Source organism: Acinetobacter sp. YH01004 (assembly GCF_013420455.1).
Taxonomy (GTDB): Bacteria; Pseudomonadota; Gammaproteobacteria; order Pseudomonadales; family Moraxellaceae; genus Acinetobacter; species Acinetobacter towneri.
Genome location: NZ_VOXZ01000003.1, coordinates 157,693 through 179,736, shown reverse-complemented (window position 1 = coordinate 179,736; position 22,044 = coordinate 157,693). Strand labels below are relative to the sequence as shown.

At 41.9% G+C, this 22,044-nt stretch carries 17 protein-coding genes and 8 tRNA genes; 17 read left to right on the top strand and 8 right to left on the bottom strand.

Features of this window, described 5'->3' with window-relative positions:
- Nucleotides 1–57: 57 nt before the first annotated feature.
- From FTT71_RS03615 to FTT71_RS03600, 4 genes are all read right to left on the bottom strand, one after another.
- Entirely contained in the window at nucleotides 58–1,773 is a 1,716-nt protein-coding gene (locus tag FTT71_RS03615) for a proline--tRNA ligase (RefSeq protein ID WP_179988582.1), read from the bottom strand.
- Between the two features lie 123 nt (nucleotides 1,774–1,896).
- Complete coding sequence (locus tag FTT71_RS03610; protein WP_180061165.1) at nucleotides 1,897–5,001, bottom strand: efflux RND transporter permease subunit; 3,105 nt, start codon at nucleotides 4,999–5,001, stop codon at nucleotides 1,897–1,899.
- Between the two features lie 63 nt (nucleotides 5,002–5,064).
- Entirely contained in the window at nucleotides 5,065–6,198 is a 1,134-nt protein-coding gene (locus FTT71_RS03605) for an efflux RND transporter periplasmic adaptor subunit (RefSeq protein WP_004975519.1), read from the bottom strand.
- Between the two features lie 49 nt (nucleotides 6,199–6,247).
- A complete protein-coding gene (locus tag FTT71_RS03600) occupies nucleotides 6,248–6,892 on the bottom strand; it encodes a hypothetical protein (protein WP_131261508.1) in 645 nt (214 codons plus the stop codon).
- Nucleotides 6,893–7,168: 276 nt separating this feature from the next.
- On the opposite strand from FTT71_RS03600, the gene pilG reads away from it, so the two are divergent.
- The 6 genes from pilG to FTT71_RS03570 all read left to right on the top strand — a co-directional run bounded on the left by pilG (nucleotide 7,169) and on the right by FTT71_RS03570 (nucleotide 15,821).
- Nucleotides 7,169–7,552 carry a twitching motility response regulator PilG gene (gene pilG / locus FTT71_RS03595; RefSeq protein WP_004975524.1) on the top strand — a complete coding sequence of 128 codons (384 nt, stop codon included), beginning with the start codon at nucleotides 7,169–7,171 and terminating at the stop codon, nucleotides 7,550–7,552.
- A gap of 32 nt (nucleotides 7,553–7,584) precedes the next feature.
- Nucleotides 7,585–7,953, top strand: coding sequence for a PleD family two-component system response regulator (locus tag FTT71_RS03590; RefSeq protein ID WP_004975526.1), 369 nt, complete (start codon nucleotides 7,585–7,587; stop codon nucleotides 7,951–7,953).
- 3 nt (nucleotides 7,954–7,956) lie between these two features.
- Entirely contained in the window at nucleotides 7,957–8,493 is a 537-nt protein-coding gene (locus FTT71_RS03585; RefSeq protein WP_004975527.1) for a chemotaxis protein CheW, read from the top strand.
- Between the two features lie 46 nt (nucleotides 8,494–8,539).
- Nucleotides 8,540–10,615, top strand: coding sequence for a methyl-accepting chemotaxis protein (locus FTT71_RS03580; protein WP_178867151.1), 2,076 nt, complete (start codon nucleotides 8,540–8,542; stop codon nucleotides 10,613–10,615).
- Nucleotides 10,616–10,784: 169 nt separating this feature from the next.
- The gene (locus FTT71_RS03575) at nucleotides 10,785–15,359 is read left to right on the top strand and encodes an Hpt domain-containing protein (RefSeq protein ID WP_180044340.1); all 4,575 of its coding nucleotides are present in this window, start codon (nucleotides 10,785–10,787) and stop codon (nucleotides 15,357–15,359) included.
- A gap of 3 nt (nucleotides 15,360–15,362) precedes the next feature.
- Nucleotides 15,363–15,821, top strand: a complete 459-nt coding sequence (locus FTT71_RS03570; RefSeq protein WP_167846162.1) for a hypothetical protein — start codon at nucleotides 15,363–15,365, stop codon at nucleotides 15,819–15,821.
- Between the two features lie 81 nt (nucleotides 15,822–15,902).
- On the opposite strand, the gene dapE is transcribed toward FTT71_RS03570, so the two are convergent.
- The 3 genes from dapE to FTT71_RS03555 form a co-directional block, all read right to left on the bottom strand.
- Complete coding sequence (gene dapE / locus FTT71_RS03565; protein WP_179988577.1) at nucleotides 15,903–17,036, bottom strand: succinyl-diaminopimelate desuccinylase; 1,134 nt, start codon at nucleotides 17,034–17,036, stop codon at nucleotides 15,903–15,905.
- Nucleotides 17,037–17,177: 141 nt separating this feature from the next.
- Nucleotides 17,178–17,324 (bottom strand): entericidin A/B family lipoprotein, encoded by a 147-nt coding sequence (locus tag FTT71_RS03560; RefSeq protein WP_096901466.1) that lies wholly within the window; start codon nucleotides 17,322–17,324, stop codon nucleotides 17,178–17,180.
- 120 nt (nucleotides 17,325–17,444) lie between these two features.
- Nucleotides 17,445–18,329, bottom strand: coding sequence for a DUF1853 family protein (locus tag FTT71_RS03555; RefSeq protein ID WP_180160705.1), 885 nt, complete (start codon nucleotides 18,327–18,329; stop codon nucleotides 17,445–17,447).
- An 87-nt stretch (nucleotides 18,330–18,416) separates the two neighbouring features.
- Between FTT71_RS03555 and FTT71_RS03550 the strand changes: the two genes are divergently transcribed.
- The 11 genes from FTT71_RS03550 to FTT71_RS03500 all read left to right on the top strand — a co-directional run bounded on the left by FTT71_RS03550 (nucleotide 18,417) and on the right by FTT71_RS03500 (nucleotide 21,139).
- Nucleotides 18,417–18,797 carry a YbaN family protein gene (locus FTT71_RS03550; protein ID WP_104852333.1) on the top strand — a complete coding sequence of 127 codons (381 nt, stop codon included), beginning with the start codon at nucleotides 18,417–18,419 and terminating at the stop codon, nucleotides 18,795–18,797.
- Between the two features lie 9 nt (nucleotides 18,798–18,806).
- Nucleotides 18,807–19,331 carry a cell wall-recycling L,D-carboxypeptidase ElsL gene (elsL, locus tag FTT71_RS03545; RefSeq protein ID WP_004968267.1) on the top strand — a complete coding sequence of 175 codons (525 nt, stop codon included), beginning with the start codon at nucleotides 18,807–18,809 and terminating at the stop codon, nucleotides 19,329–19,331.
- 262 nt (nucleotides 19,332–19,593) lie between these two features.
- Nucleotides 19,594–19,669: transfer RNA gene (locus FTT71_RS03540), tRNA-Val, on the top strand.
- A gap of 26 nt (nucleotides 19,670–19,695) precedes the next feature.
- A tRNA-Asp gene (locus tag FTT71_RS03535) sits at nucleotides 19,696–19,772 on the top strand.
- A gap of 51 nt (nucleotides 19,773–19,823) precedes the next feature.
- Nucleotides 19,824–19,900 (top strand) — tRNA-Asp (locus FTT71_RS03530).
- A gap of 20 nt (nucleotides 19,901–19,920) precedes the next feature.
- Nucleotides 19,921–19,996, top strand: a tRNA-Val gene (locus FTT71_RS03525).
- Nucleotides 19,997–20,010: 14 nt separating this feature from the next.
- Nucleotides 20,011–20,087: transfer RNA gene (locus FTT71_RS03520), tRNA-Asp, on the top strand.
- 101 nt (nucleotides 20,088–20,188) lie between these two features.
- Nucleotides 20,189–20,264 (top strand) — tRNA-Val (locus FTT71_RS03515).
- A gap of 65 nt (nucleotides 20,265–20,329) precedes the next feature.
- A tRNA-Asp gene (locus FTT71_RS03510) sits at nucleotides 20,330–20,406 on the top strand.
- A 101-nt stretch (nucleotides 20,407–20,507) separates the two neighbouring features.
- Nucleotides 20,508–20,583: transfer RNA gene (locus FTT71_RS03505), tRNA-Val, on the top strand.
- A 94-nt stretch (nucleotides 20,584–20,677) separates the two neighbouring features.
- On the top strand, nucleotides 20,678–21,139 hold the full coding sequence (locus tag FTT71_RS03500; protein ID WP_180061166.1) for a DUF2750 domain-containing protein: 462 nt from the start codon (nucleotides 20,678–20,680) through the stop codon (nucleotides 21,137–21,139).
- Nucleotides 21,140–21,164: 25 nt separating this feature from the next.
- Here FTT71_RS03500 and FTT71_RS03495 read toward each other — a convergent pair whose 3' ends face one another.
- Complete coding sequence (locus FTT71_RS03495) at nucleotides 21,165–21,983, bottom strand: YdcF family protein (RefSeq protein ID WP_131261500.1); 819 nt, start codon at nucleotides 21,981–21,983, stop codon at nucleotides 21,165–21,167.
- Nucleotides 21,984–22,044: the final 61 nt, after the last annotated feature.

Genomic DNA, 22,044 nt, shown 5'->3' with positions numbered 1-22,044 from the left:
CCCAAATGAAAAAAATCCCGCAACTTGTGCGGGATTTTTTATACTCAGTCTTCAATCTTATTTGGCAATTTTGATGAGTAATTCTTCTTTCGTTAGGTTGCTAGATTCAGCATCACGACGACCTTTATATTCAAAAGTACCTGCATCTAAACCTTTCTCACCAATCACAATACGGTGCGGAATACCTGTAAGCTCAAGGTCAGAGAATTTCACCCCAGGACGTTCATTACGATCATCCAGTAATACATCATAACCCGCAGCTTGAAGTTCAGCATAAAGTGCTTCTGCTGCTTCTAATGTGCGAGGTGATTTATGTGCGTTCATTGGTACAATCGCAATTTCAAATGGTGCGATGGCTGCAGGCCAAATAATCCCTTTATCATCAAAATTTTGTTCAATGGCAGAGGCAACGACACGTGTGACTCCAATCCCATAGCATCCCATGGTAACAGTAAACGGTTTGCCATCTTCACCTAATACTTTGCAGCCCAGCGCTTCAGAGTATTTAGTACCGAGTTGGAAGATATGACCGACTTCAATACCGCGTTTAATTTGTAGAGTTCCTTTGCCATCTGGAGATGGATCGCCCTCAACGACGTTACGTAAATCGTAAACTTCAGTATATTGTGCATCGCGTTCCCAGTTCACACCTGTTGCGTGTTGATCAACTTGGTTTGCACCTGCAACGAAGTCAGACAGTACTGATGCAGCACGGTCTACAATCACAGTTATGCCTTTTTCAACCAAACCTTGTGGACCAACAAAGCCAGCAGTTAAACCTAACGCTGCAATTTGTGCATCGGTTGCAAAAGTAAGTGGTGCTGCAATCTGTGGATGCTTTTCTGCTTTAATTTCGTTGAGTTCATGGTCACCGCGCAGGAATAATGCAATCACAGGCACTTGACCTGTTTCATCTGCAACACCTTGAACCAAGAGCGCTTTGACTGATTGGTTACTATTTGTGCCTAAAAATGCAGAAACTTCCGCAATGGTTTTTTGGTTTGGTGTATCCACAATTTTGAGTTCTTGCGTTGCCGCAGCACGTTCACCCACCAAAATAGCTTCAGCCATTTCAATATTGGCTGCATAATCAGATTCGGTAGAGAAGGCGATATCATCTTCACCACTTGAAGCTAGAACGTGGAATTCATGTGAACCTGAACCACCAATAGAACCTGTATCTGCCTGTACTGGGCGGAAGTCTAAACCTAAGCGCGAGAAAATACGGCAGTAGGTGTCGTACATCACATCATAGGTTTCTTGTAAAGAAGCTTGATCGGTATGGAAAGAATAAGCATCTTTCATAATAAATTCGCGTGAACGCATTACCCCAAAACGTGGGCGAATTTCGTCACGGAATTTAGTTTGAATTTGATAGAAGTTGATTGGCAATTGCTTATAGCTTTTTAATTCATTACGCGCCAAATCGGTAATGACTTCTTCATGTGTTGGGCCAAGTACAAAAGGATTGTCGTGGCGATCTTTAAAGCGTAGTAATTCAGGACCGTATTGCACATAACGCCCTGATTCTTCCCAAAGTGAGGCAGGCTGAGTGACAGGCATAAAAGTTTCTAAAGCACCTGCGCGATTCATTTCTTCACGAACAATGGCTTCAACTTTATTTAGCACACGCACACCCATTGGCAGCCAAGTATATAAACCTGAAGCCAATTTACGAATCATACCCGCACGTAACATCAGCTGGTGAGAAATCACCTCGGCATCGTTTGGGGTTTCTCTTAACGTAGCAAATAAAAAGCGACTCGCGCGCATGGAAACTGTCCTAAAAAGTGAAGCGTTAAATGGATTTTTTTCAAAGCCAGATTATACAATAAAAATCGGGCTAAACTTGCGTTAAAATTTAGCCCGAACGATTGTGTGACTTTGCGTGAGATTTTAAGAAATCAGTTTACGCGTTTGGCGTAACATAAAATTCTTAAAATCATCTAAGTAAGTGAAAATGACAGGTACGACCACCAAGGTGAGTAGGGTGGATGTAATTACACCGCCAATGACTGCATGTGCCATAGGCGCACTTTGTTCGCCGCCTTCACCCAAGCCAAGTGCGAGTGGCACCATCCCCATCACCATTGCACTGGTGGTCATTAAAATAGGGCGTAAACGGGTTTTCCCTGCAGCAATAATTGCATCATAACGTGACTCGCCCTGATCCATGGATTTTTTAATAAAATCAATCAGTAAAATCGCATTTTTGGTGACCAACCCCATCAGCATAATAATACCGATAATAGAAAACAGGTTCATGGTCGAGTTAAAAATAAACAGTGCCAAGAATACCCCTATCAGCGATAAAGGCAGAGAAGCCATAATCGCTGCAGGGTGAATGAAACTGTTGAATTGTGAACCTAAAACGATATAAATAAACACAATAGATAGGGTAATTGCAGTCAGCGCATAACCTGCAGATTCAGCCATGTCAGCATTGGCGCCTTGAGTGTCGAAGCTATAACCTGCGGGTAATTTAAAGTTATCCTGAATTTTTTGAATGTCGACACCAATGTCACCTGCAGGACGTCCAGCAGTATTGGCTTCGACCAAAACTTCACGGGCTAAATCACGACGGTTAATTTGTGCTGCACCTAAACTTTCCTCAAACTTCGCCACACTTGCCAAAGGCACTAAAATATTTTGTCCATTGGCATCAGTTTTTTTTGAAGTTAAATACATATTTTGCACATCGCTCGGCAAGCTACGATGGTTTTCTGTAAGTCGAACATTGACATCGTAGGTTTCACCACGTTCATCTTGCCAAGTGGTGACATCATCCCCCGCAATCAGTGGGCGGATAATATTGGCAATTTGATTTACTGATAGCCCTAAATCGCTGGCAAGGACACGGTTAATATGAACACCTAATGTAGGTTTAGGAGCTTTTAGCGAGCTTTCTAAATCGACAATACCATTCACCTGAGCAATTTCGGTCATAAAGCGGTCAGAGATTTTTTGTAATTCTGCTAAATCAGGGCCTTTAATAGACACCATCACAGGTTTTTGCCCCCCTGAAACTGTTTCGTCGGCAGAGGCGACAGAGGTGATGGTGATGCCCGCAACACTTTGTAGACGCTGGCGAAATTCGTTATTGAGTTCGGTTAGCGTTTGTTGACGTTCATTACGTGGGCTGACAGTTACACGCAAATTAACATGATTTTTCCCGCGATCTGTTACGCTGTTAATGGCTCCGTAAGTCGCACGTACTTCAGGGTGTTGACGGATGATTTGATCTATTTGTTTTAATTTTGCTTGTGAATATTCAAGCGAGGCATCTACAGGTGTTTCAAATTTAATCCGAATTTCACCTTTGTCGGGTACAGGTACAAACTCTGTGCCAATCAGTTTGGATAATCCGAGTGCTGCAAATAATGAACCCACGGCAATCAATAAGGTGATAACGCGAAATCGTAGTGCTAATTTTAAAAGTTTTTCATAATGATGACTTAAATTGTCGAGTTTGTTAGAAATCCAGTTTAAGAAGCGTTTTACCCGTCCAGGTTTTTTATTCGGATTTGCTTTTTCTGCCCAGTGTGCAGAAAGCATTGGATCCAGCGTAAAACTGACAAACATGGAAATCAGTACGGCAGTACTGACGGTGACACCAAATTGATAGAAAAAGCGTCCGATAATCCCGCCCATAAATGCCACAGGTAAAAATACAGCCACAATGGTCAGGGTAGTTGCTAAAACCGCCAAGCCAATTTCTTTAGTACCATCCAAAGCAGCCGTGACATGGTCTTTACCCATATCTGCATGACGCACGATATTTTCACGTACCACAATTGCATCATCAATCAATAAGCCAATACTGAGCGAGAGCGCCAGTAAGGTCATCATGTTGATGGTAAAGCCAAATGCCCAAATAAAGGTGAGTGTGCCGAGTAGGGCGATTGGCAGGGTCAATCCTGTAATGGCGGTAGAACGGAATGAACCAAGAAACAACAGTACAATCAGGACTGCCAGAATCGCACCCTCAATAATGGTGCGCGCTACATCACGGATACTGCCACGAATCCCTTTAGAAGAATCCACCACGACCTTTGCAGTCATGCCTACAGGTAGTTGGGTCTGAATACGTTCTAAGGTTTTGTAGGTGTTATCAACCACTTCAATAACATTAGAGTCTGAACTACGCAAGATATCGACAGCAACCGCAGTTTGCCCATTTAAAAATGCACTGGTTTCCAGCTCTGCCTGACTGTCTTGAATTGTGGCAACTTGTTTTAAAAAGATTGGCGCACCATTTTTATTGGCAATAATTAAATCGCCAAAAGCCAGAGGATGAATGACTTTGGATTGGATTTCGACCACCAATTCACTATTGGCTTGTTTGAGTGTGCCGCCAGGTACTTCAATATTTTCAGCTTTGAGCGTGTTGATGACCTGATCCACACCCAGTCCAAAACTCATTAACTTTTGTGGATCTACCTCAATCCGAATTTGTCGCTGTGCATCACCCAATAAATTAACAGTTCCGACACCAGACACAGTGCGCAGTTGCGGTACAACTTGTTGATCTAAATAGGAACTTAAATCACGCAAAGACATTTGTGAGGATTCAAAAACTATCGACATCACTGCATTGGCAGTTGGATCGTAGCGCTCCACCACTGGGTCTTGAATTTCATCTCGAAACCCTGCACTGACAGACGAAATTTTATCGCGTACATCTTGTGCCGCCACTGCCGAAGGAACATCTAAATTAAACTCGGCAATAATAGTAGATAACCCTTCACTGGATTGTGAAACCAGTTGTTTGAGTCCAGAAATGGTGTTGATCTGATCTTCCATTTTCTTGGTGATTTCAGATTCAACTGTTTCAGGTGATGCACCCGGATAACTGGTATAAACCACTACAAACGGAAAATCGACGTCAGGAAATTCTTCCACGCCCATACGTTGCCATGAAGCCAAGCCAAGCACCATTAGACAAAACATCATCATGATGGTAAAAACGGGATACTTGACGCTAACTCGGGTAAACCACATAACAACGATCCTGATTTTTTATTTATTGGACATCTGCACTACTGCATTGAGATGAAATTCAATTTATTGAGGGTTATTTTGAATGATCACCTGCTGCTGAATTTGATCGGGGTTGAACACCACTCGACTGACTAGATCACTGCTCTGTAAGCCTTGAATCACAGCAGTATTGTCACTATAGCGCTGTTCTAAAACTGTGATATCCACGCGGGCAATTTTTTGATCTCGAATCACCCAAACATAAGGTTTGTTTTGGATATCGTGAATGGTATTGAGTGGGATGATTTGCCCTGAAATTGTCGTGTTCGCTAAAATATAACCATCCACAAATGCCCCAATACTTAAAGAGGGAAGACGCTCAAGCGGGGTTGCAAAAAACTCAATTTGACGACTGGCTAAATCTGCCACTGGGGAAACGCGGCTAATTTGTGCATTAAATGTGTTTGCTTGCCCTTGGAGTTGATATTCAATTTTTTGACCAATTTTGAGTGCGGCTTGTAAGTCGCTTGGTAATTTCGCTTGAATTTCTAATTGGTTCGGATCGACGACTTCAAATAAGGTTTGTCCTGCAGCCACAGTTTGCCCAGGCTCAACTTGACGTTGGGTAATGACACCATGAATTGGACTGGTAATCGTGCCATCTTGATCGGCTTTTAGTGCAATATCGACATTGGCTTGTTGGGCGCGTACATTTTCCATTTGCGCACGATAATCTAACTGACTTTGCTCATATTCCACTTGTGAAATAAAACCCTGATCGAGCAAACGTTTTTTTCGTTGCATCATGTTGCGGGCTTGGTTGGCTTGCGCTTGCGTTGCAGCTAAATTGGCGCGAGCTTGTGCTAAACGCGCAGCATTATCCTGATTATTTAAGCGTAGCAAGGTTTGACCACGTTGTACGCTATCTCCCACTTTGACATAGACTGAGGTTGCTGTGGCAGTCACCTGTGCTTGAATACTGCTTTGATTCACAGCACGCACTGTGCCTGTAAAGGCAGTTTTACTGATTGCGCTGCCTTGTTGTGGTGTCACTAAATCTTGCTGAATGAGTTCAATTTTTTCTGATACTGTTGTTTTATTTTCAGTTTCTGTTTTTTGGCAGGCACTCAGCAAAATACATAAACCGATTGCACCGATACGAAAAATGGGTAAATGCTGCCGATTAAACCTAACTGCGATACGCTGTGCAATGTGCATGCATATTTGTCCTTATTGATTGCCAAAATGACAAGGTAATTCAAATCAACTATTCAAGTGCTTTTAAGCGAGTAATAATTCTGTCGTATTCTGCTTGTGTATTTCGATAGCTTGTTTGTAAAGATTGAATCATATCTTTTTTAAGCTCGATGTTTTTTAAGTTATTGTCCAAATTGGTTTTTAGTTGTGCAGGCACAGGTTTGACCTTGCGTAAATATTCCATTTCTTGACGTTTAAAAGTAATACGGTCGTTTTGCAACTGTTTGAGTTGTTCTTGTTGGAAAATAATTTGCTTTTTAATATGCGCTAAAGCGTTATTACGTTTGGTGATTGCAGTTTGACTATTGGTATAGGCGTTTTTCAAACGCTGATCAGATTCCATTTGATACGCTTGAGCAGCACGTTGTGGGGCTTTTTTAATATCCGTTTCGGTGTTGTATGGACGTGCGCGCTGAATTACTTGCATGTTACGGTCTAATGCTTCATAACCATGACGAATATGATTAGGTGTCACATTACTACTAATATTTGCAACGCCATGTTGATCATAATAGCGATACCACACCGCTTTGTTCTGGCTGTCAGCCATGAGTGGGGCAGAGGGCAATAGCAGTAACGCAAGCATGCCCAATTTGAGTGACTGCTTATTTTGTTTTAATTTTACAGCGAGTGATTTTGCAAAAAAAGTGCTCACGTTGTCCCCCACAATAAAGTTGACTAAATTACTTAAATTACACGTAATAATAGTGTTATATTAGATCAAAATTAGGAATTAAAAAAATACAACCGATAAAAAAATATCAATGGTCACACGAAAGTGTGAGCGGTTTGGTGATAATGATGTAAAAGTGTAGCTTTACACTAAATATGTTCATTGAAACTACAAGTAAAGATATGTTAAAAATACGATCAATGTGTAAAATTTTTCTACTCAGTTGCTTGTACAAACAAAAATGGGAAGGGTCATTGAATGGACGATAAATTCCAAAATCTAAAAGTCATGGTGATTGATGATTCAAAAACCATTCGCCGTACAGCTGAAACACTTCTACAGCGTGAAGGTTGTGAAGTGGTTACCGCAGTTGATGGATTTGAAGCTTTATCCAAAATTGCCGAATCAAATCCAGATATCGTATTCGTAGATATTATGATGCCACGCCTAGATGGTTACCAAACGTGTGCCTTAATTAAAAACTCGCAAAACTACCAAAACATTCCTGTCATTATGCTATCAAGTAAAGATGGTTTATTTGACCAAGCCAAAGGACGTGTAGTAGGTTCTGATGAGTATCTGACTAAACCATTTAGTAAAGATGAATTATTAAACGCCATTCGTAACCACGTGACAGCATAATTATTAGTTAGTTAGATTTATTGGGGAAAATAATGGCTCGTATTCTTATTGTAGATGATTCACCTACAGAAACATTCCGCTTCAGAGAAATCTTGACCAAGCATGGTTTTGAAGTCATTGAAGCAGCGAACGGTGCAGATGGCGTGACCATGGCGCAAGCTGAATTACCAGATTTAGTATTAATGGATGTGGTTATGCCAGGCGTGAATGGCTTTCAGGCAACACGTCAAATTTCGCGTGGTGATACCACTAAACACATTCCAATTGTAATTGTGAGTACCAAAGATCAGGCAACCGATCGTGTTTGGGGGAAACGCCAAGGTGCGAGCGATTATTTAACTAAGCCTGTTGACGAAAAACAATTAATTGATGTGATTAATCAACACCTTAATGCAGGATAAGCTATGGCTGCAAATGGTTTTATTGAATTACTTCGGTTATCTAAACGTGGAAACAAAAACTACGTTAGTACCGAAAATGAGGTAAACCGCTGGTCAGGCATTGCTTTTGAGATGATGGGGCAATATTTCGTTGCTCCATTAGGAGAAGTTTCTGAGGTTATTTATCCACCGAAATATACGCCCGTACCAAATACCCAACCTTGGGTAGTAGGTCTAGCGAATATTCGCGGAAGATTACTTTCAGTTTCAGATTTGGCACATTATGTTTCTGGGCAAAGCAGCCAATATTCACCTACTCAAAAAGTAATGTGTATTAGTCATAATGACCATTATGTCGGTTTAGTTGTAGATCAAGTTTTGGGTATACAGCACTTTAATAAGAAAAGTTTCTTTTCTAAACACAATGATTTAGATAGTAATTTACAAGAATATTGTCAGGGGTATTTTCACCAACATAACCAACAATGGCATGTTTTCTTATTTAGTCGTTTATTGCAAAACCCAAAATACATGAACGCATCTATAAAATTTATAAATTAACTGTCGCGCACCTAAAAAATGAAGGCGTCAATCGGGGAGAAGCTGCATGGGCTTTAAACTTAAAAAGAAAAATTCAGGCGAAGAAACCGTCCGTAAAGCAAGTGGTCCAGGTTTTTTTGCAAAATTACAGGCGCGAACAGAAGAGTTTGCGAGTGTATTTGGCGAAACAGAAAAATCTAAGCCACTTATTTTAGGCGCAGCTTTTTGTATCATCTTATCGCTTTTCCTGTTGTTATACCTTTTTTATAGCGTGCCGCGTAATAACGATTTTACCCGTAGTTTGGGTGATTTACGTCTGTTGTCACAAACCATTTCACGTCAAGCAACCGAAGCGACTGCATCAGGTACGCCTGAATCTATTAAAAACTTAACAGATTCACAAAAAGCCTTTGCTGCTCACTTAGAAACAGTGAAGGATATTCATGCCAGCACAGATACACTGCGTGAAGTGGAAACACAGTGGAAATCGGTTTCTGAAAATATTGATTTGATTGCTTCGCAACAAAAAATCATTAACCAACTCTATGACACCAACATTGCAATTGGTGAAACCATTCCGGGTATTCAGGCTGAATATAACTTGATGGTTGACCAAATGGCACGTCAAGACATGCCAAGTAGCCAGGTGGTTATTGCAAAGAACCAAGTATTCATTGCAGAACGTATTTTACGTTCAATCAGTTCTGTATTAACAGGTACAGACAGTTCACGTGAATCTGCAGATGACTTTAGTGCCGATACCGAAACGTTTGGTGCTTACTTGGCAGCACAGTTAAATGGTAGTGCGGAACTTGGTGTACAACGTATTACTCAAGAAGATTTACGTAGTTCATTAGAAGGTATTCAAGCAGAATATGAAGATGTATTGAAATCTGCTGCTGCAACAGTTTTAAATAACTCAACACAAATTGTAAAAGTACGTCAGGCATCATCTTCTATTTTCGATCAGTCAGATAAACTTTTAACCAATTTAAATAAATTGTCTAGCAGTTCAGGTTGGTCTATTGCAATTCCTGCAATTGGCTTAATTGCAGCATTACTTGCGTTCTTATTCTGTGTATTCAAACTCTTAAGCTTACGTGGTGAAGCCGATAAAGCTCGCGTGGTTCGTCTACAAGATGAATATGACCGTAACCAGAACGCGATTTTACGTTTACTCGATGAGATCGCCGACCTTGCAGATGGTGACTTACGTTCATACGCAACAGTATCGGAAGACTTCACGGGTGCAATTGCCGACTCGATTAACTTCGCAATTGACCAATTACGTGACCTTGTATCGCGTATTCACGAAACATCGCACGAAGTTGCACAATATACGGCAACCACACAGAACATTACCAACCAGCTTGCTGAAGCATCTGAGCATCAGGCGCAAGAAATTGCAGGTGCATCTGCCGCAATTAACGAAATGGCAATGTCGATTGACCAAGTATCTGCCAACGCTGAAGAATCAGCAGCGGTAGCAGAACGTTCAGTACATATTGCATCGAATGGTGCAGACGTTGTAAACCGTTCAATTGAAGGTATGGATATCATTCGTGAGCAGATTCAAGAAACCTCTAAACGTATTAAGCGTTTGGGTGAATCTTCACAAGAGATTGGTAACATCGTTGCCTTGATTAACGATATTGCCGACCAAACTAACATCTTGGCATTAAACGCAGCAATTCAGGCGTCTATGGCGGGTGAAGCAGGTCGTGGTTTCGCAGTCGTAGCCGACGAGGTACAGCGTCTAGCGGAACGTTCAGCATCTGCAACCAAGCAGATTGAAACACTGGTTAAAACCATTCAGACCGATACCAACGAAGCCGTAATTTCGATGGAACAAACCACATCAGAAGTTGTGCGTGGTGCGAACTTATCTAAAGATGCGGGTGTTGCACTGGATGAGATTCAAACGGTATCGACCAACCTTGCGAAATTGATTTCTAACATTTCGGATGCTGCAAAACTTCAGTCTGCTTCTGCAGGTCACATTGCAACCACGATGAACGTTGTACAGGAAATTACCTCGCAAACGACCAGTGCAACTTTCGATACTGCACGTTCGGTATCTGAGTTGGCCAACATGGCAGAATCATTACGTGAATCTGTAACTGACTTTAAACTACCTGAATAAGCGGGATTCCAGCTTGGGGAAAGGTGTACCTATACACAGTTATGGGTACACCATCATTCAGAGATAAAGCATCGCAAAGATGAACTTAACTTTTGGGTTAGGGGCATTCAGGATGGTTACAATTAAGTTGAAGTGCCTTTTGGTGCTGAAAACGTAAGAAGCCTTAGCTATGAAAGAAATATTAAAAAATTTAGTCGAAACAATGACGCTTCCTGAAGATAGTTATCTTGAGCAAGATGCGGAAATTCTTGAAATTTTTGTCGAAGAAATTGAAGAAATCTTCGAAGAATTAAATCCATTATTTACAACTTGGTTTGCGAACCCAACAGATCAAGAAACTTTAGTAACTATTCGTCGTCACTTTCACACTTTAAAAGGCTCGGGTCGCATGGTGGGTGCGAAGTCTGCGGGCGAGTTGGCATGGACGGTTGAAGATACTTTAAACCGTGTGCTTTCGGGTGCGGTAACACTCAATACTGATATTCAAAAATACGCAAAAACTGTTTTAAATATTTATCAATACAAGCTTTATCCAATTTTTAAGCAAGTCGGTTTAATTGATCTTGATTTACGCCCATTGGTGCTTTTAGGACAACAATTACAGCAAAACCAAAGTCCTGAACCTGCATTGGAAGAGTTGCTGGTTTTAGCAGATCAACTGACTGCCACTGATATGCCGACAGGACTAGAATTGACGGATGCTGCAGTTGAAACAGCAGCTGTCGCAGCAGTTGAATCATCTGAAGATGTAATGACTGCTGAAGAAATGCCGCAGACAGAAGTTGCACAAGAAGAGGCTGCTGATGCGAGTCTATTGGCTGAAACTCTGGCTATTTTTGTAGAAGAAGCTGAAGAGCATTTAGCGACCATTGATCAGTTCTTGGCACAAGATCAGATTTACTCACAAGACTATAATGGCTTAATCCGTGCATTACATACACTGCGCGGCAGTTCGTCTATGGCGCAAATTGATCAAGTTTTTCAAGCCAGTTCTAAAGTTGAAAACTTGTTTAAAGCGTTTGTACAAGATGAAATTGAATCTACATCAAAAGAAACTGCGCTGTTGGTGCAATATGCAGAATTTGTCCGGGATTATCTGCATGTACTTCGTCAAGGTCACTGTGATGGTTTAGATGTAATCTATGCAACTTTTAATAAAGCATGGGATAGCTACGGCTTTAGCACCAGCGATACAGAAGACTCTAATCCTCAAGGTTTAGTATCGAAGCTAATCGAACTGAATATTGATCGTTTACTTGATGCCGAATTTGAATTTGATAAATTGGCGCAAGCGCAATTCCCAAGCTATTTAGAAGAACTCAGCGCACAAGCGCAATTGTTGGTAGAGCATACCGATAACCGTGCGTCTGTGGGTATTCATCAATTTACTGAAGAACTTAAAGCTGCTTACGACAGTGTTTTAGCCAAACCAATTCTGCTTAACTCTGAATATGGTTATGAGTTATTTGCACAGGCACACCAAGAGTTTATTCATTTATTCGATACCTTGGCTGCGGGACAGCGTGTTACGGTTACAGAAGACATTCAGAAAACCTTAAATGACTTAACTGCATTTGTGCAGCAAGACATTGATGCAATTGCACTTGAAGATGCTGAAACATCAGTGAGCGACAATGCTGTAGAAACAACAGTTGTTGCAGAACCTGAAGCGGTGCCTGCTGCAGTTGCTAGCGAAAATTCGGGCACAGTGAATTTGGCGCAATTGTCACAACGTATTGCATCAGATCAACAAAACATGCATGCCGATGATGCCAACAAAGACTTCGATCCTGACTTGCTGGATATCTTCTTGGAAGAAGCAGAAGAGCTTTTGGTGGGTATGGATGAAGATGTCAATACTTGGTCAAAAGACGCCAGCGATACTTCGGCTTTAAACAACTTAATGCGTTATTTGCACACTTTAAAAGGTGGTGCAAATATGATTTCTGCGACGCATATTGGTTTAATTGCACACAACCTTGAGTCGATTTACGAGCGTATCATTAACAACCAAATTGTTGTTTCACCTGCGTTAATTCAAATTATTCGTTTGGTGCAAGATGATATTGCAGACCGTATTCAGACCATTCGTGATGAGCGTGTGGACTATGCTGCGCCAGAGTCGATTGCAATTTTAGGCAACATTGTTAGCTTGGCACAAGGCGATGCAGATGTGTCAGTTGCAAGTGCGACAACCGCAGCGCAGCCTGAACAGACTATTGAGGCAGTAGAAGAGGTTGATGCACAGCCTGAGTTGGCGGTAGAAGCGTTGCAAGATACAACTGCAGATTTAGCTGAAGATGACGCAGTTATTGCTGATGATGCACATTTTGAAGACGCTGCTGCTGCGGCATTTGAGCCGATCACAGAAACTGTAAGTCTTGAAGCAAGTGCTGAATCTGAAGATGAGCAATTACATTCAATTGTGGTTGAGACTTTCAGAGAAGAAGCGGAAGAAATTTTGGATGCTGCAGATCAGCGCTTGAAACAATGGTTTGAACAGCGTAGTGACCGAAGTATCTTGCTTCAATTACAACGTGCGGCGCACAGCTTAAAAGGCGGTGCACGTATGGCTGAAATTGAGTCTGTTGCGCAAATCGCCTATCAACTTGAAAGTGCCTTTGAACAGTTTGCTGTGCATCAATTTAACTCAAATGTTTATGATGCTTTATTGCAAACCACGTTGGCGTGGTTGCGTGATGCAATCTTCAAAGCAGATTACAGCAATTATGACAGCTTAAAATCTAGCTTGTCGGCGATGCAGTTTGTAGATGTATCTGCGCAATTGCCCGAGCGTTTAACGCATACCGACTTGTTATCGCCAAGCCGTAGTTATGAGTTTGTTCAGGGTGATGGTACAGAGCCACCTGCAATGTCGGGTGAGTGGGGCGAAACCACACAGCTGGATAATAGCAATGAGATGATTCGTATCTCTGCCGATTTAGTCGAGAAGATGATTGACTTGTCAGGCGAGAACTCGATTAACCGTTCACGTATTGAAATGGAGCTTGGGCAACTAGGCGGTACGTTGAATGAGATGGAATTGGCGATTAAACGTCTTGCCGATCAGTTACGCCGAATGGAAGGCGAGCTGGAATCGCAAATTATTGCCAAGCATGGTTCTGAAAACTCACGTTATGCAGACTTTGACCCATTAGAGATGGACCAATATTCATCGTTGAATCAGTTGTCTAAATCTCTGGCGGAATCTGCATCGGACTTGGTGGACTTTAAGAGCACCTTGGCTGAAAAAATTCGTGATGCCGAAGGTTTGTTATTACAACAATCACGTATTCAGGCTGAAATTCAAGAAAGCTTGATGCGTACACGCCTTGTACCATTCTCACGTTTATTGCCACGTTTACAACGTATTGTGCGTCAGACTTCATCGACCTTAAACCGTCCGACAGAACTGGTGGTTTATAACACTGAAGGTGAATTAGACCGTACCATTCTAGAGCGTTTGGTGACACCGTTTGAACACATGCTGCGCAACGCGGTCGACCATGGGATTGAAGACCCTGCACAACGTGCTGCAGCCAATAAACCTGAAGTTGGTAAAATTGAACTGAACATTACCCGTCAAGGCACAGATGTTGTGGTGACTTTTGTGGATGATGGTAAGGGTATTGATGATGCCAAGATTAAAGAAAAAGCATTGAGCTTAGGTTTAATCAAAGCCGATCAGAATTTAGATAAAAACGAAATTCTGCAATACATTTTCCACCCAGGCTTTACAACAGCACAATCGGTTACACAAATTTCAGGTCGTGGCGTTGGTTTAGACGTGGTGCAAAGTGAGATTAAGGCGCTCGGCGGTCACGTTTCTGTAGATTCAACATTAGGTCAAGGCACAACCTTTAGTATTCGTGTACCAACGACGGTTGCGGTATCCGATGCCTTAATGGTTAAAGTTGGTGATCAACAATTTGCTGTACCGTTGGCGCAAATTGACCGTATTGTACGTATTGCACCAACCACTTTGGAATCTTACTTCAACAGCAATGAAGATTTCTTCCAAATTGACAACCAGAACTACAAGTTACGTTACTTATCTGAGTTCGTTGGCAATCAGCCATTACCGCGTTTAAGCCATGTGGGTCATTCACTACCTGTTCTGTTAATTAAAGGCAGCACAGGTCAAACCATTGCTTTACTAGTCGATCAGTTGATTGGTTCGCGTGGTCAAATTGTTGTGAAACCAATTGGACAACAGTTCTCAAGCATTGGTGCAATTGCAGGCGCAACTATTTTGGGTGATGGTCAAGTTTGTTTGATTTTGGATGGTCAGAACATTGCCCGTCAAATTCTTGCAACGCAACGTACCAAACAAGCCAGCGATCAACGTGATAGCCAACGTCGTGATACGCGCCGCTTAATTATGATCGTGGATGACTCAGTCACCGTACGTAAAGTAACTTCACGTCTGCTTGAGCGTCAAGGTTATGATATCGTGACTGCTAAAGATGGTGTCGATGCCATGGAGCAGCTTGAAAACGTCAAACCTGACTTGATGTTACTGGATATTGAAATGCCACGTATGGATGGTTTTGAGGTGACTAACCTTGTGCGCCACCACGACATGCATAGCAATCTGCCGATCATCATGATTACGTCACGTACAGGTGAAAAACACCGCGAACGAGCGTTTAGCTTAGGTGTGACGCATTACATGGGGAAACCGTTCCAAGAGGCAGAATTGCTTGCCAATATTGAACAATTATTAGCAGTCAGTCAGGGGTAAACGATGAGTCAGACGAATAGTCCAAATTTACTCGGGCAAATCAGTCAGCAAGAGCTGCAACATTTAATTACCGTATCTACCGGTTTTATTGATGCTTATATTGTTGAATGTCATGGTAAACAACCGATGCTGATACCTCAAAATATTGTGTTGTCAGCGCTGGATAACGCCACTCAAGTTAAAACTGTGGAATGGCACGAATCGCAATTGCCTGTTTATGCAGTCAATGACCCAGAGAAAAAAATGGGCGTGGCACTGGTCATTGAAGGTGATGAAATGGAGCAGCGTTTTGCTTTGATGTGCAATGAAATGCCTAAAACACTGCGCTTGCGTATTTCTGAAGTGGTAGATGATGACCAACAAACCACGACTGATCCTGCGGTATTCCAATATGTCCGTATGGGTGAGCAGGTCTTTCATGTACCAAATTTACAATACATTCAAGAAAACTTGACGGCTTAAACGCAATTTTCTCCGTTGTAAAATAGAAAAGGAACTCAAATAGAGTTCCTTTTCTGCTTCATGCAACTAATCTTATTGGATTTAAGTTAGTAATCCTTCCAAAATCTGTTCATAAATTTCTGCCAATGGCTCTAAATCAGCCACATCAACATGCTCGTTAATTTGGTGAATGGTGGCATTGAGTACGCCTAATTCCAACACTTGCGCACCTGTTGGCGCAATAAAGCGACCATCAGATGTACCGCCACTGGTCGATAATTCTGTTTCAACACCTGTGACATTGCGAATGGCTTGACGTGCAGCATTAACCAATTCACCTACAGGGGTTAAAAATGGCAAACCTGAAAGCGTCCACTCGATTTCATAATCCACTTGATGGCGATCTAAAATTTCCAAGACGCGAGCTTTTAGTTCATCTGCAGTCACTTCAGTCGAATAACGGAAGTTAAAGGTCACCGTCATATTGCCAGGGACAACATTGGTCGCGCCTGTTCCTGCTTGAATATTTGAAATTTGAAATGAGGTGGCAGGGAAGTATTCATTGCCATGATCCCACACCGTTTCACAAAGTTCCGAAATCGCTTTAGACGCGGTATGAATCGGGTTAATTGCCAAGTGTGGATAAGCCACATGACCTTGTTTACCCTTTACCGTTAAGACACCATTAAGCGAACCGCGACGCCCATTTTTAATAATATCGCCTAATTTATGGGTACTTGAAGGTTCACCCACCAAACACCAAGTCATTTTTTCATGACGTGCTTCCAACGTTTCTACAACTTTTACGGTGCCGTTAATAGAGGGGCCTTCTTCATCTGAGGTGATTAAAAAGGCAATTGAGCCTTTGTGGTCAGGATGTTTGGCGACAAAGCGTTCAGAGGCAACGACCATGGCTGCCAATGCTGTTTTCATGTCGGCACTGCCACGACCATAAAGTTTGCCATCACGAATTTCAGGTACAAATGGATCGGTATTCCATGCGTCTAAATTGCCTGTCGGTACAACATCGGTATGACCTGCAAAGCAAAAGACTGGTGCTTCCGTACCTTTACGCGCCCAGAGGTTATCTACATCGTCAAAACGCATAGATTCAATCTTAAATCCAATTTTTTCTAAGCGTTCTGCCATGAGGTTTTGACAGTTGTGATCGACAGGAGTGACAGACGGTTGGCGTAAAAGCTGAAGGCTTAAATCCAGAGTAGCAGAAGAGGTCATGAGAGTTTCAGACGTTTATCAAGAGTAAGTGCTAATAATAGGGGAATAATGCAACAAAAGTGAAATTTTAGCGTGAAAAAACCTTGTCCGAGAACAAGGTTTTTTGTGGTTTTTGTGAAGATATTCCTGAAATACTCAGAATTATTTGCGAATTTCTTGTTGGGTTTTTTCAGCAGTATTACTCACCGCATGACCTGCAGAAGATACGTCTTCGCCCACGCCTTTAATTGTATTACAACCCGTTAAAACAAAGGCTAATAGTAGTGAAGTCGCTAGAATTTTTTTCATGATCATCTCCAATATGTTCTAGATAGATTATTTTGATGTATTTTTTAGCTTAGGAAATAAACAGAATAATAAATAGGCAACTTTTATGGTGCTTACGTAATAAAATGTTGAAACTGGTATTCAGCGTGTTAATGGTGGATAGCTAATCAGCGGTGCAGCACGATACATATAAAATTGTGAATGTGCCGCCCGATAATACAAGCCATCTCCCCACCATTGATTAGGATGGCTACTGGCTTGAGCATTTTGACAAATCCATTCATGACGTTGCAGGCGATAAAACTGTTCTGTTTGTGCAGGAATATCACTCCCCCAAAGACCTAAACGACGAGCGCGATTAACCCAGTATGGCACAAGTGTTGTAGATGATTGTGCCAAGTGATGTATGGCGAAATACAATTGTCCTTTGAGTACAGCAAAACGGCGTTGAATCGGCACATCCAAGGCTTGCTTAAATTGAAATTGCTTTTGACTAAAATGATTCAGTTTACGCGCTAAAGTATCGGAGCGGTTTAAACCATACCAGTGTGCCAAAGAGCAATCCGCTTCGGCTAAGTAGTATTTTAATGCGACTTCCCAGTGTTCAACCTGCTGCGTGTCATGGTTGTGCAGTAAAAAATCCAGTTCACCCACAGTTTTAGCACCATCAATAATTTGAATACTGTGCCCCAATAATTCGAAGGGATGATAGTCACGATCACGCAGCCAAAACCACATCAACATTTCAAAGCGTAAGCCTAAACGGGTACTTTTCAGTTGATTTAAAAAATCGTACACCGCTTCGGGATGTGAATCTAAATAGGCTAAACGTGATTGATAAGCGTGATAATGCTGCTGCCAAAAAGTATCTGAATGGAATTCAAAAGCATGTTGAATGGGCAATTGCTCAGGCACAGCACATAAAATATTCGGACTTGCCACACTAAAAGCCAACTGACGGATGAGTGGGGTTTTGTAGGTCAGCCATACTTCGGGCAGAAGTTCGGGTTGATACAACTCAATCATTATGAATCCATGCTGAAAAATGCAGAATTACAACGGAAAATTAAAAAACGCTTTATACTACCGCAATTCGTAGTTTAGGACAGTGGTATGCAAAGCTTGTTATGGCGAAGTTTAGTGGTGATCTTTGTCATCCTCGGCTTTATTGGTGCATTGTTGCCGGGTATGCCTACTACTGTTTTCTTGATTTTAGCAGCTTGGGCATCGTCACGCGGTTGGCCGCAAATGGACAACTGGTTACTGAATCATCCTAAATATGGCAGTACACTCAGAGATTGGCGTGCCAATGGTACTGTACCGCGTAAAGCCAAATGGTTTGCAACGATCATGATGAGTATTAGTGCCGTGATCATGCTGTTTACAACTGCGCCCGTTGCGGTCAAAATTTTTACCAATACCACCATGTTGGTGGTGTGTATTTGGTTGTGGTTACGTCCTGAGCCACAGCCGCCCACGCAAGAAGAAGAATAGGGTAGCGCAATGTCTTTTTTATACACACAAGCAGATATTTTGATTGATTTAGCCGAGCAAACTTTATATTTGCCGAAGCATCAGAAACTCTACGTCATCTCGAGTGGTGTGAATGGCATTGGTGAAACTGAAAATAGTGGTAAAACACCACGTGGCTGGCATGAAGTCGCTTTAAAGTTTGGTGAAAATGAACCTGAAAATGCAGTGTTCATTGCACGTCAACCGACAGGGGAAATTTACAATTTAGATTTAGCTGAACAATTTCCTGAACGAGACTGGATTTTAAGCCGCATTTTATGGCTCAGTGGTTTGCAAGAAGGTTTTAATCAAGGCATCGGCTGCGATACTTTTCAGCGTTATATTTATATACATGGCACACCAGATACAGAGCCGATGGGAATTCCTGCATCGCATGGCTGTATTCGGATGCGTAACCACGATATTTTAGAATTGTATGAACTGATTCCAGAAAAAGCCTTGGTTTATATTTCTGAACACAAGCTAGATTTAAATAGCTTAGGTTTGCTTGGTTGATGGTGCGAGTCAATTGAATAAAGTTGTATCTATCACAACATAAAAAACCAACATATTGAGCAGATAGATTGCAGAGCTAACAAGTTGAAAAGCACATTAATTTTGCTTGAAAACTAAAATAACTTGCAGAATTTGTTTGTTTTTATAGCGGATCACCTATTTTTTAATCACTCAGTCACAAAAAACTGAAAACAAGCCGAAAAGCGTTTGACAGGCGGTAAAGATTCTCTATAATGCACCTCACAAACGATAAAGACGTTAAGGGCGCTTAGCTCAGTTGGTAGAGCGTCTGCCTTACAAGCAGAATGTCGGCGGTTCGATCCCGTCAGCGCCCACCAAGCCTTTACGTTATAGATTCTTACGTGCAGCGGTAGTTCAGTTGGTTAGAATACCGGCCTGTCACGCCGGGGGTCGCGGGTTCGAGCCCCGTCCGCTGCGCCACTTAAGATTCTTTAACCATTGTTTGTACCACAATAGTGACTTTGTGTAAGTGCAGCGGTAGTTCAGTTGGTTAGAATACCGGCCTGTCACGCCGGGGGTCGCGGGTTCGAGCCCCGTCCGCTGCGCCATTTACATAAATTGCTTTTGAGGGCGCTTAGCTCAGTTGGTAGAGCGTCTGCCTTACAAGCAGAATGTCGGCGGTTCGATCCCGTCAGCGCCCACCAGATTCTTTTGCGATGCAGCGGTAGTTCAGTTGGTTAGAATACCGGCCTGTCACGCCGGGGGTCGCGGGTTCGAGCCCCGTCCGCTGCGCCATTCAAAAGAAAAGTTTAGGTTGCCTGATAGACTTAAACTGAAATAATGCAAAGTTTGACAGTTTTGCAAAATCAGAACAAAATATTGTTTTGATCTTATCAGGGCGCTTAGCTCAGTTGGTAGAGCGTCTGCCTTACAAGCAGAATGTCGGCGGTTCGATCCCGTCAGCGCCCACCATATTTTAGTATCTATGCTTGTCATATATACAAAAAAGACCTTAATTGCTTAACGCAATTACCGTTGCAGCGGTAGTTCAGTTGGTTAGAATACCGGCCTGTCACGCCGGGGGTCGCGGGTTCGAGCCCCGTCCGCTGCGCCATTTTTCATTCCCTGATGTGAAAAATGTATTTCAAAGTTCAAGACGACGTGCTTCGCTTGTCTTGCATCATAAAAAATAACGATGTTATTTTTTAATATTCAGGGCGCTTAGCTCAGTTGGTAGAGCGTCTGCCTTACAAGCAGAATGTCGGCGGTTCGATCCCGTCAGCGCCCACCATATCCTTTCATCCTCATTTATCTTATATTACTTGCGTATTGCACTAAATTCGCCTAGAATTTTTATTTAATAATAATACTAATATCCGTGACTTATGCGAAATCCTTATCAACGTAAAGCTGCATCTAAGCAAGCAACGCAAACTTATAATGCACAAGATATTTACAAGCAATTTATTGAAACCATTGTGTCTCAGGGGCATGTTTTTGCATTGTATGAAGATGGCTGGGCGCTCTGTGCCACGCCTACAGGGCAACGTGCTTTTGCAATGTGGCAAAATAAAAGTCTGGCAAAACTGTTAATTAAAGACAATTGGGCCAATTATCAAGTCGAAGAAATTTCACTGAAAGATTTTATTGAAAAAGTGATTCCATTTTTACGTCAGGAAGCCATCAATATTTCGATGAATCTAAGCCCAGAAGGGCAGAATGTATTGGTTGCCCCTGAAAAGTTATTGCTTGATCTAAAAAATTATTTGTATCAGGTGTATATGCAAAAACCTGAATTTTTTAAAGATATGCAAATTCCTTTACCACGCTCGATACGTTTGAATTAAGCGATCTGCTTGCTAGATTTTATTTTTAATACTCATTCAGCAGCCAACCACTGATATAAGCAAAATACTCGCGTAACCATGCGTTATAGCGGGTATAGAGTGGTGTCGTTGCACTGAGCATGCTGAACTGTGTGTATCCTTGTCGTTTGGCAATGGCTGCTGCACGTGGTGTGTGAAAGTCGCTGGTGACAATTATAATCGGTTGGGTTTTATCTGTGCCTAATGTATGCAGCAAGGGCTGACTGTTTTTCAAATTAAGTGCCGTACTGGTGCTTTGGGTTTCCAAGATAATGTGTGATGCTGCAATTGCATAACGTTGTTGCAAATAATTAGACATCACCTGTGCTTCAGTGAGTTGTTCCGCAAATGCAGGGCCACCACTAACAATGAAATAACTTTGAGGATGCTCCAAGGCATACGCGGCTGCAGTATCCAGTCGTTTGGCGAGCGTGGGCGATGGTTGTCCATTTTCAATGCCACTGCCGAGTACAATCACCACTTTAGCATTGTTGGTTACAGTATTTTGCTGCTGTGTACTGAAATGAATATAAGTAAAAAAGATCAGCAGGCTGATGCACCACAGCCAAAATACGCCCCAACCGAATTTCCACAGCCAATCTAAGCGTGTATGTTGTTTTAAGTAGCTTTGAATCCAAGTATAGAAAATGGCATAACACAGCAGCATCATGCCTATTAAAACAGGTAAAACGGTGCCGAAATGAATTTTCTTTAAGCTGATGAGATAGGCACCATCCAATACTAAAATTAATCCAATTAGGCTACTCAATATTCTTTTAAATAGACTAAATTGTGTTTGTACGTGACTTGCTTGCATGCCTTGCATAATTTTATTGTACTGTGATGCTGTACAAACAGTATAGCCGAAGCTGCTGAAAAATTTTGCC